The sequence below is a fragment of the Staphylococcus sp. HMSC36A10 genome (assembly GCF_001838845.1).
Classification (GTDB): Bacteria; Bacillota; Bacilli; order Staphylococcales; family Staphylococcaceae; genus Staphylococcus; species Staphylococcus aureus.
This window is the reverse complement of sequence record NZ_KV839130.1, coordinates 173,725-183,735: the sequence shown is the minus strand read 5'-3', so window position 1 is coordinate 183,735 and position 10,011 is coordinate 173,725. Positions and strand designations below refer to the sequence as shown.

At 32.6% G+C, this 10,011-nt stretch carries 13 protein-coding genes; 2 read left to right on the top strand and 11 right to left on the bottom strand.

Going from position 1 to position 10,011, the window contains the following annotated elements:
- The 6 genes from HMPREF3247_RS14770 to HMPREF3247_RS12955 form a co-directional block, all read right to left on the bottom strand.
- Positions 1-333: DUF1672 family protein (locus tag HMPREF3247_RS14770; protein WP_142349157.1), on the bottom strand; the 333-nt coding region annotated here is incomplete at its 3' end.
- Positions 334-577: 244 nt separating this feature from the next.
- On the bottom strand, positions 578-2,329 hold the full coding sequence (gene srrB / locus HMPREF3247_RS12975; protein ID WP_000987769.1) for a two-component system sensor histidine kinase SrrB: 1,752 nt from the start codon (positions 2,327-2,329) through the stop codon (positions 578-580).
- Entirely contained in the window at positions 2,310-3,035 is a 726-nt protein-coding gene (srrA, locus tag HMPREF3247_RS12970; protein ID WP_000064078.1) for a two-component system response regulator SrrA, read from the bottom strand. Before srrA ends, srrB begins: the two co-directional genes overlap by 20 nt.
- 132 nt (positions 3,036-3,167) lie before the next feature.
- Positions 3,168-3,905: a pseudouridine synthase gene (locus tag HMPREF3247_RS12965; RefSeq protein WP_000159577.1), complete on the bottom strand. Its 738-nt coding sequence runs from the start codon at positions 3,903-3,905 to the stop codon at positions 3,168-3,170.
- The gene (scpB, locus tag HMPREF3247_RS12960; protein ID WP_000368656.1) at positions 3,898-4,440 is read right to left on the bottom strand and encodes an SMC-Scp complex subunit ScpB; all 543 of its coding nucleotides are present in this window, start codon (positions 4,438-4,440) and stop codon (positions 3,898-3,900) included. The genes HMPREF3247_RS12965 and scpB overlap by 8 nt, the downstream gene beginning before the upstream one ends.
- The gene (locus HMPREF3247_RS12955) at positions 4,433-5,164 is read right to left on the bottom strand and encodes a segregation and condensation protein A (RefSeq protein WP_000273371.1); all 732 of its coding nucleotides are present in this window, start codon (positions 5,162-5,164) and stop codon (positions 4,433-4,435) included. Before HMPREF3247_RS12955 ends, scpB begins: the two co-directional genes overlap by 8 nt.
- A gap of 91 nt (positions 5,165-5,255) precedes the next feature.
- Between HMPREF3247_RS12955 and HMPREF3247_RS12950 the strand changes: the two genes are divergently transcribed.
- A complete protein-coding gene (locus HMPREF3247_RS12950) occupies positions 5,256-5,762 on the top strand; it encodes a DUF309 domain-containing protein (protein ID WP_001183437.1) in 507 nt (168 codons plus the stop codon).
- A gap of 77 nt (positions 5,763-5,839) precedes the next feature.
- Here the strand turns inward: HMPREF3247_RS12950 and xerD are convergent, their stop codons facing one another.
- The 3 genes from xerD to HMPREF3247_RS12935 all read right to left on the bottom strand — a co-directional run bounded on the left by xerD (position 5,840) and on the right by HMPREF3247_RS12935 (position 7,764).
- The gene (xerD, locus tag HMPREF3247_RS12945; RefSeq protein WP_000447732.1) at positions 5,840-6,727 is read right to left on the bottom strand and encodes a site-specific tyrosine recombinase XerD; all 888 of its coding nucleotides are present in this window, start codon (positions 6,725-6,727) and stop codon (positions 5,840-5,842) included.
- 48 nt (positions 6,728-6,775) lie between these two features.
- The gene (locus HMPREF3247_RS12940; RefSeq protein ID WP_000392691.1) at positions 6,776-7,225 is read right to left on the bottom strand and encodes a ferric iron uptake transcriptional regulator; all 450 of its coding nucleotides are present in this window, start codon (positions 7,223-7,225) and stop codon (positions 6,776-6,778) included.
- A gap of 104 nt (positions 7,226-7,329) precedes the next feature.
- The gene (locus HMPREF3247_RS12935) at positions 7,330-7,764 is read right to left on the bottom strand and encodes an NUDIX domain-containing protein (protein WP_070866249.1); all 435 of its coding nucleotides are present in this window, start codon (positions 7,762-7,764) and stop codon (positions 7,330-7,332) included.
- A gap of 81 nt (positions 7,765-7,845) precedes the next feature.
- Between HMPREF3247_RS12935 and HMPREF3247_RS12930 the strand changes: the two genes are divergently transcribed.
- Complete coding sequence (locus HMPREF3247_RS12930) at positions 7,846-8,754, top strand: aldo/keto reductase (protein WP_001171352.1); 909 nt, start codon at positions 7,846-7,848, stop codon at positions 8,752-8,754.
- Between the two features lie 215 nt (positions 8,755-8,969).
- On the opposite strand, the gene HMPREF3247_RS12925 is transcribed toward HMPREF3247_RS12930, so the two are convergent.
- Together HMPREF3247_RS12925 and HMPREF3247_RS12920 are read right to left on the bottom strand one after the other, a co-directional pair.
- Positions 8,970-9,218 carry a hypothetical protein gene (locus HMPREF3247_RS12925; RefSeq protein WP_000995799.1) on the bottom strand — a complete coding sequence of 83 codons (249 nt, stop codon included), beginning with the start codon at positions 9,216-9,218 and terminating at the stop codon, positions 8,970-8,972.
- Between the two features lie 15 nt (positions 9,219-9,233).
- On the bottom strand, positions 9,234-9,989 hold the full coding sequence (locus HMPREF3247_RS12920) for an SDR family NAD(P)-dependent oxidoreductase (RefSeq protein WP_000678230.1): 756 nt from the start codon (positions 9,987-9,989) through the stop codon (positions 9,234-9,236).
- Between the last annotated feature and the right edge of the window lie 22 nt (positions 9,990-10,011).

Genomic DNA, 10,011 nt, shown 5'->3' with positions numbered 1-10,011 from the left:
ATTAAATACGATATCGTGGTCATCACAATGCACGAATACTTCTACGCCCTTCCCACTACCTACAACATTGGTAGCTTTAACTTTTAGACCGAAGTTATCCATAAAAAATTGTTCGCCACGTTTAGCAATTTTATCTTTATGCTTCTTCGCAAATTCAATCGCATCTTTTTCTGCAGGTGGTTGGAAGCCTTGTCCTACATATTTTGAAGCTTCCATTTCTTCTGGTACAGATTTTGTTTCTGTTTTTGTGTCTTTTTTTGATTCATTTTCCATCGTGGAACATCCCCCTAAAATTAATGTCGTAGCTAAAACTGATCCAATGAATTTTTTCATATGACACCTCGAATAATTTAATTATTACAATATATCTATATTTTACCCTATTTTTATAATCAAATAAATAACTTTATCAAACTTTATATTTTTGTATAAATTAGTAATATATTTAATAGTTGTTATTCACAAAAATCCTAAATCGTAATCCACATACAAAATTCCCCACATCAATCAAAAAACGCATGCTATAAATTAGAGTCTCTAATCAATAACATGCGTTCTTAAATAACTATATTCAGTTTTATTCTGGTTTTGGTAGTTTAATAATAAATGTTGTGCCTTTTCCTAATTCGCTTTTAACATCTATGGAACCACCATGCTCTTCGATAATCATTTTACAAATGAACAAACCTAAACCGGTACCTTGTTTACCTCGCGTTCTCGCTGCATCAACTTTATAAAAACGATCAAATACTTGTTGTAAATGTTCTGGTGCAATGCCTGTGCCTGTATCTTTAATGTATAAAATATCTTCGCTTTCATTTTCATCACAAGTAATTGCAATTTCATCTCCAGGTTTCGTATAACGTGATGCATTATCAATCAAGTTCGTTAGTACTTGGTCCATGCGATCCATATCATAACTCCAAACACGCTTCTTACAATAATTAAAAGTCATATTTAGACCTAAATCATCAGCTTGTTGGCGATACTTAATTTTCATCTTATCTAGTAACGCTGCAATAGGCTGAACTTCTTTATTTACGGATAACCCTTCAGCATCCATGCGTGCGACATTTAACAATTCATTAACTAAACGATTTAAACGTTTCGATTCATCAAGGACAATGGCAAGCGATTCTTTTATTTCATCCGGTTCTGTAACAATACCATCTACAATTGATTCAGTATAACCTTGAAGTAATGATATCGGTGTACGTAATTCATGTGATACATTAGCAATGAAATCTTTCTTCATTTGATCTAGATTGTGCTCATTAGTCATATCACGAACTGTCACAACAACACCACTTTTACCTCCCTGTTCAATCTTGTCGATATAGCTTGTGGTCACAACAAAGAATCGTGCATTCATTTCTAAATCACGCATTTCCGTTTGTTTTGATTTAAAAGTATCTTCAATTTGTCTTAATAAGAAAGCTTTAGCATCTTCATCAATATTGTCCATAATATCATTCGCCATCTTATTAGATAAGATAATTTGTCGACTCTCATTAATACCTAGGACACCTTCTACCATAGAGTTAATTAAGCTGTCTCTAATATTTTTAGATGTGGATAATGCGTCGACATGCTCTTCGATTTCTGTACTCATCTGATTAAATGCCTGCGATAATTGACCAATTTCATCTTTCGTTGTGACAGAAGGTTTATAAGAGTAATCCCCTTCAGATACACGTGTAGCTTGGTCTCTTAAACGTCTTAAAGGTTTTGTAATTCTTGATGATAAGAAAAACGCAAAGACTGTTGTAATTGTTAAGAAAATAACAGCCGTAATTATAGTGATAATCGTAATAGCATTATTTGTATCTTCGATTGATTTCAAGTCTTTATATATAAAGACTCCACTATATTTGCTATGACTATTCTTCTGTGCTTTTGTTGGATAGCCTAACAAAATATATGTTTGAGATGAGCCCTTTTCTTTAATCGTTACATTTCGAGTAACAGATTTACCTTTATCAAACACATCGTCAAAATGGTCGTTGTTGACTACTTCATTCAACATTTGCTTTTTAATATTAGAAAGTGAAGCCGTTGATTGACGATGTTTATTATTTATAATCATCAACCCACCAGGATTTTCAATTAATGTTTGACTATATTTTATTGCTTCTTCTTTATTATGTGATTGTTCGACCAGTGAACTTATACGTCTAGCATCTTCTCTTATGGCATTTTCGGTTTCTTGTGTGAAATAGTATTGCATAAAGGTAATTAAAGCAATACTTAATAAAATTAAAACTGTCGTCACTATTAAAATAATAGTTAACCACAGTTTAATTACGACACTATTTAGCCGGCTCATCATTAGATTTAACCTCAAATTTATACCCAACGCCCCAGACTGTTTGAATCATATGCGCAGCTTCACTAGACACACGATTTAACTTTTCTCTAAGTCGTTTAACATGAGTATCAACTGTTCTTAAATCACCATAGAATTCATAATGCCAAACTTCTTTTAATAATTGTTCACGGTCAAATACTTTATTTGGTGTTTTAGCTAAATATATTAATAATTCGTACTCTTTAGGAGTCAAATTAACTTCTTGATTATCAGCAAGTACGCGATGTGCATCATTATCTATTTCTAAATGTTTAAATTCAATCACATCACGTGCGTGAGGTTCGCTTTGTTCTACAGTTGTAGATTGCGTTCTTCTTAGAAGTGCTTTAACTCTTAAGACTACTTCTCTTGGTGAAAATGGTTTGACGATATAATCATCTGCACCAGATTCAAAACCTTCAACACGGTTTGTTTCTTCACCTTTAGCAGTCAACATAATAATCGGTGTTTGTTTATGTTCACGCAATTTAGTTGCCACCTGGATACCATCCATTTCAGGCAACATTAAATCTAGTAGTATGCAAGCATAATTATTCTCCATTGCAAGTTCATAAGCCTCTTGGCCATTACTTGCTTCATGGATTTCAAAAGATTCTCTTTCTAAATACATTTTAAGTAATCTTCTGATTCTATCCTCATCATCTACGATAAGTATTTCGTTCGACATACAGGTCATACCTCCCACACATGCTTTTCTTTACAAAAGTATTATATCACAGGAAAGCGCATACAGTTATTAAAAACCTAAAATTTTGTGAAAAAATTCTCAAACTTTGTGATAAATACATATTTTATTTAATTATTTCCCATGTTCTGCTAAATGACGCATCACTTTTACTTCATGAGGCGTCAATACACGTCCTTCACCAGCATTCAAACCGACAACATTTAAAGGCCCATATTCAATACGAGACAGTTTCGTCACTTGATGACCAAAATGTTCGAACATTCTTCTGACTTGGCGATTACGACCTTCTGTAATTGTAATTTCAACCAATGTTGTGTTTTTATCTTTATCTTGTTTCTTAACTTTCACTTCAGCCGGTTGCGTCATACCATCTTCTAATTCAATACCTTTTTCTAGCGCTTTCACTTCTTCTCTCATTAAATAACCTTTTAATTTCGCAACATATTTTTTCTTAATTTGATATCTTGGATGTGTCATTAAATTAGTAAATTCACCATCATTTGTGAGTAATAACAATCCAGAAGTATCATAGTCTAAACGACCAACAGGATAAATACGTGCTTCTATATCTTTAAAGTAATCTGTAACCACTGTACGTCCTCTATCATCAGATACACTTGTTATCACTTGAGTTGGTTTATGGAATAAAATGTAAATTTTGTCTTCTAGTTCTATTTTAATACCTTCAACTTCAATCGTATCTGATGGCTTCACTTTTGTTCCTAATTCAGTGACAGTCGTACCATTCACTTTCACTTTTCCTTCAGAAATTAAAGTTTCTGCCTTACGTCTTGAAGTATAACCGCTATTAGCTATACGTTTTTGTAATCGTTCTAATTCTTTAGTCATTATTTTCTCCTTTTTGATTGACTAGATTACTGAAAAAAGCATCCATTTCTTCATCGTCTTCTTCAGTTGTCGGCAAATCTTCTATATTGGAAATACCAAATACATTTAAAAATAAATCAGTAGTAATTAACTGTTGGCTACGCTGTTCATTAACCACTTTAGCCTCAACTAGTCCTTTGGCAATCAATGTCTTAACTGCACCATCTGAATTGATACTACGAATTAATTCAATATCACTTCTTGATAATGGCTGGTTATAAGCAATAATTGATAGTACTTCCATTGCTGCTTGTGATAATTTCATTTGTGACTTTTGTTCAATTAATTGTTCAATATACGTTGCCGCTTCTTTTTTAGTCGTTAAAACATACGTCGTTCCAAATCGTTGTATCATTAATCCATGTGATGAATAATTTTCAATTAATTCAACGAGTTGGTCTTTCGACATATCTAATATTTCTAATAGTTGTTTTTCATCTAAACCTTCATCGCCAGCTGTAAATAAAAGCGACTCTAATATACCATGATTATCCAAAATGGTAGTTCACTCCTCTAATAATGTTAATATCTTCAAAATTACGTTGTTGCTCAATATTAATTATTCCTGCTTTTGACATCTCTAAAATAGCTAAAAAGTGAGTGACTACTTGTTCAATTGGCTCAGAAAACGTAAACAGACTAAAGAAGTTAAAATGATCTTTATCTTTCAATCTCGATGTCACTTGTTCTGTAGCTTGTTGAATGGTAAATGTCTCTTTTCGGATTTCAACAGATTTAGGTGTATTTAACTCAACTCTATTTTTAACTCTTTGATAAGCTACAATTAATTCAGTTAAATCAATCGTATGATTTGGATCCCAAGATTCATCTGTTTCCAAATGAGATAAATCTGTCGGTCTTTTTGTAAAATAAAAATCTCTTTCTTCTTTCATGTCATTTAAAATAGCAGTATATTCTTTATAATTTTGATATTCTATTAAACGCCCAACTAAATCTTCCCGTGGGTCATCATCAACATCCATATCTGATGTTGATTGTGGTAATAGCATCTTACTTTTAATCATTAAGAGTTCTGACGCTAATACTAGGTATTCACTTGCAATATTAATTTCAAGCTGTTTCATTGCATGAACGTACTGCATATACTGCTCTGTTAATGCTTGCATAGGAATATCATAAATATCTATTTCAAATTTTTGGATAAGATGCAACAATAAATCTAATGGTCCATTGAAAGCATCTAATTTAACTTCATACATAATATCTACCTCGTATTGCGTCATATGTGCATAATTCTCTAAAATATTATAGCATGAAAATAACTTACTTTTAAATTGGGGTGATAACAAAATGCAACAGGCACTGATAAATTTCTATTATCAATTTCATACTAAGCAACATTATTTCCTATGTCATGACATTTTAGAAGATGCATGGAAAGCTGAAAATAACTACAGTAAGCAAGATGCAGTTGTTAGTTTAATCTTGTTTGCAACTGCTTGTTACCATTATCGCCGCAATAATTTAAAAGGCGCCTATAAGTCTTTTAATAAATCTAAAGAAATAATACAAAATGCTAAAGACAGAGATACGTTATACCTTAATTTAAATGATTATCAGTTGTTAATTGAGCAACAGATTGCAAAATTGAATGCAGCAAAGCCTTTTTCATCTGTTATATTACCAATAACTCCAGTCTTTGAACGCATCATCAAGGCCAACTATCCAGACTATGATTATAATCAGGAAACAGCAACAGATCCTTTTATTGTAGACCATCACATGCGCCGTGATCGTTCAGAAGTGATTGCAGCAAAAGAAGAAGCGATTCAATTAAGAAAACATAGAAGTAATTAATCAACCAATTTAAAAAAGCCACAATAGCACAGACATTTTTAGTCATGTGTATTGTGACTTTTGAGTTATGGTTCACTTTATGCTCTAGGATGAAATTGGTTATACATTTTTCTAATTTGAGATTTCGAAACATGTGTATAGAGTTGGGTAGTAGATATGTCAGAGTGACCTAACATCTCTTGCACTGCTCTTAAATCTGCGCCATTTTCCAATAAATGTGTCGCAAAAGAGTGGCGTAACGTATGTGGCGTTAACGTCTTTTTAATGTTTGCCTTTACACCATTTTGTTTAATCATTTTCCATATTGCTTGTCGCGATAAAGGTTTACCATGCATATTTAAAAATAAGACTTCGGTAATAGTCTTTTTTAAAAGTTGCGGTCTAATCGTTTCAATATAAGTAGTTAAGTACTCAATGACTGCGTCGCCTAATGGTACAATTCTTTCTTTATCGCCTTTACCAAATACGCGTACAAATCCCATTATTAAGTTCACGTTCTCTAACTCTAAATGTATCAATTCAGATACACGCATTCCCGTTGCGTACAGAAGTTCTAACATCGTACGATCACGATAACCATTAATTTTATTTAGATCCGGCGTTTCTAATAAAGCCAACACTTCGTCAACATTTAAAACGTCAGGCAATTTTTTGTCATATTTTGGTGAATCTAATAATACCGTTGGATCTTTCGCCGCATATTTTTCTCTTATAGCAAATTGATGAAAACTACGGATTGTTGAAATAAATCGCGCAATAGATTTAGCAGATTGCCCTTGGTCTATTAAATGCCCCAAACACTCTTGAATTAATTGTCGATCTATAAAATCAATATGCGAGATATGATGTTCAGTCATATAATCTTGATACTTTTTCAAATCACGTCTATAAGCACCAATTGTGTTAGAACTTAGTCCTTTTTCAATTTGTATAAAACGCAAATATTCTTCAATAATTGTTTCCATAACCACACCTCTAAAAAAAGCGAAGGTTAATTTAACCTACGCAATTTACTATCCTTTACCTTTAGCTTGGCACGTTTCACACACACCATGGAAAGTTAAACGATGATCTAAAATTTTAAAATTGAACTCATTTTCAACTCGATTTTCAACTTCTGGTAACAAATCTTCATCGATTTCATCTACACGACCACATTCCATACATACTAAATGATGGTGGAAATGTTTTGCGCCTTCTTTTCTTAAATCAAAACGAGCGACGCCATCACCAAAGTTAATTTTGTCGACAACTTTTAGTTCAGCTAACAACTCTAACGTTCTGTATACTGTCGCCAAGCCAATTTCAGGCGCTTTATCTTTTACTTTCAGATATACGTCTTCAGCACTTAGATGATCTTTTTCATTTTCAATTAGAACTCTAACAGTAGCTTCGCGTTGTGGCGTTAGCTTATATGATGATTGTTGTAATTGTTGCTTAACGCGATTTAATCGTTCTTCCAACGATGTCCACTCCCCTACTAATAATTAAAATCATTACAAATTATTTCAAACTTCACAATTAAAACTAACAGTTTTCTCAATAAAATGCAAGCTTTTCTCATTTGTTATTTAGAATGATTATAATTTAATAATAGGTGTTGCAATGCAATGATAGTCTTCGCATCTTCTATTTCTTTATTCATTAGCATCGATTTAACATTCTCAATCGGAACTTTAATGACTTCGACAAATTCATCTTCATCTAAGTGAACTGTACCTTCTTCTAATTCACGCTTTGCCGCTTCGACTCTATCTTCATCATCTTCTAATTTACCAGCTGGAATTTCTAGCAATGGTTTTTCTACTGGTTTACGATACTGTTTCACTAATACGACTTCTTTTTTAGGTGTCACTGCACAAACAGCAACTGCACCATTATGATAAACTAATTCTCTTGTTGACGTTTCACCGTTTGGTAATGTCACTGTATGAATTTCTACATCTACAATTTTGCCATTATAAATAACTGTTCGATCAATTGTTTTTTCATTTAAATCCATTATAATCACGTTCCTTTAAATTCATATTATATATTGATACACTATGCTTGTTAGCTAAAGTGTATCGAAAGGAGAACAGACATGCAAAAAAATATATTAAAAAGTGGTATTTCATTATCTGAATTAGGTCTAGGTTGCATGAGTTTAGGTACAGATTTAAAAAAAGCCGAACAAATTATAGATTGTGCTGTTGAAAATGGTATCACTTATTTTGATACAGCAGATATGTACGATAAAGGTATAAATGAATCAGTTGTTGGTAAGGCACTTCTTAAATATCAACAACGCGATGATATTGTCATTGGTACAAAAGTAGGCAATCGTTTAACAAAAGATGGCAGTACAAAATGGGATCCGAGTAAATCCTATATTAAAGAGGCAGTTAAAGGTTCACTAAAGCGTTTAGGTATCGATCATATCGATTTATATCAACTTCATGGCGGAACCATTGATGACCCATTAGACGAAACAATAAGCGCATTTGATGAATTGAAACAAGAAGGAATTATACGTGCTTACGGTATTTCTTCTATTCGCCCAAATGTAATTGATTATTATTTAAAACATAGTCAAATCGAAACGATAATGTCTCAATTCAATTTGATTGATAATCGTCCAGAATCATTATTAGATGCAATTCACAACAATGATGTTAAAGTATTGGCAAGAGGACCTGTGTCTAAAGGATTATTAACTTCAAACAGTGTTAATGTGCTCGACAATAAATTTAAAGATGGTATTTTTGATTATTCTCATGATGAATTGGGTGAAACAATAGCCTCTATTAAAGAAATTGAAAGTAATTTATCTGCATTGACATTTAGTTATTTAACATCACATGACGTGCTTGGTTCCATCATTGTAGGTGCAAGTAGCGTCGACCAATTAAAAGAAAATATTGAAAACTATCATACTAAAGTTAGTTTAGATCAGATTAAAACAGCAAGAGCTCGTGTAAAGGATTTGGAATATACCAATCATTTAGTGTAGAAGTCATTTTCAGTAATAAAAACAGCAGCATGAGGCGTTTCATTATAAAAATGCCTTACTGCTGTTGTTTATGTACAATTCGCTATAATTTATGATTATGATTACTCACTTATGATAGAAATTAAAGCGTTGTCCTCACGCATCAGTATTTAGTAATTTCGCCTTGCGGCATTGCCTTAAGCAAACTTCTGCCACTTCATCTCTTAATAATTTTATTAAAACATCTTTCTATATTTCACTTCGCATGTTGATTCATCATTATTAGTTATTATTTGTACACCCAGCACATTTCCTTGCAACACAAGTAGTTTGAATTTTTCACAAGTATAATATAATGTACTGTCTGAAATTTGGTCTACAGAAATATCGCCTAAAATATCCAGCACTGTAAATTCTTCAAACACTGATAGTTGTTCCGCATATCGTACACAAAATCTTACCACACTCTCCGATTGACAGTTCATTGCCATCCCACCTATTTATGCTTTATTTTTAAATAATTTAGGGAAACATCGTTCAAAAAATCTAGGCGCAATTTGATACATTTTCAACGCATGATGCATCCATTTAGGCCGATTAATTTCCAATTGTTTTGTTTTAATGCCATAAATGATATCTTCTGCAAGCTGATTAGCATCAAGCATAATTTTCCCCATCCTTTTAGCATACTTCATTGATGGGTCGGCTTTTTGATGAAAAGGTGTATCAATCGGGCCAACATTAACTGTCATGATATGTAAGTTTGGTGACTCTAGTCTTAAAGCATTCATTAATGCATAAAACCCTGCTTTCGATGCCCCATAATGTGCAGCATTTGCTTGTGTGGAAAATGCAGCTTGACTTGAAATACCTACAATATGTGCGTTAGATGTTAAATATGGTCTCAACACAGTATATAAATCATTAAAACTAATTAAATTAAGCTGATACGTTTCAATCATTTCTGAAAAACTATGGTCTGAAATAGATTTGAAATAACCTAAACCTGCACTATAAATGAATCCATCGAATGATGTATTGTCTTCAAATTGCAGTGCCTGTATCGACTTCAAATCATTTAAGTCACAAGGAATAACATTTATAGTTTTCCCCAATTCCTGTTCAAAGATTCTAGTTGCTTTATCAACATCACGCACCAACAACGTTACATGCACTTTATTTTCTAGTAACTTTCGGACAATCGATAAACCTAAACCACTCGTACCACCAGTCACTATAAAATGTTGTCCTTTCATCAATTAACCTTCCTTTTCAATT

Coding starts and splice junctions, on each gene's coding strand:
- HMPREF3247_RS12930 (WP_001171352.1), top strand. CDS start 7,846: ATGCAAAAAAATATATTAAAAAGTGGTATTTCATTATCTGAATTAGGT.
- HMPREF3247_RS12935 (WP_070866249.1), bottom strand. CDS start 7,764: ATGGATTTAAATGAAAAAACAATTGATCGAACAGTTATTTATAATGGC.
- HMPREF3247_RS12925 (WP_000995799.1), bottom strand. CDS start 9,218: ATGAACTGTCAATCGGAGAGTGTGGTAAGATTTTGTGTACGATATGCG.
- srrA (WP_000064078.1), bottom strand. CDS start 3,035: ATGTCGAACGAAATACTTATCGTAGATGATGAGGATAGAATCAGAAGA.
- HMPREF3247_RS12920 (WP_000678230.1), bottom strand. CDS start 9,989: ATGAAAGGACAACATTTTATAGTGACTGGTGGTACGAGTGGTTTAGGT.
- srrB (WP_000987769.1), bottom strand. CDS start 2,329: ATGATGAGCCGGCTAAATAGTGTCGTAATTAAACTGTGGTTAACTATT.
- HMPREF3247_RS12950 (WP_001183437.1), top strand. CDS start 5,256: ATGCAACAGGCACTGATAAATTTCTATTATCAATTTCATACTAAGCAA.
- xerD (WP_000447732.1), bottom strand. CDS start 6,727: ATGGAAACAATTATTGAAGAATATTTGCGTTTTATACAAATTGAAAAA.
- HMPREF3247_RS12965 (WP_000159577.1), bottom strand. CDS start 3,905: ATGACTAAAGAATTAGAACGATTACAAAAACGTATAGCTAATAGCGGT.
- HMPREF3247_RS12955 (WP_000273371.1), bottom strand. CDS start 5,164: ATGTATGAAGTTAAATTAGATGCTTTCAATGGACCATTAGATTTATTG.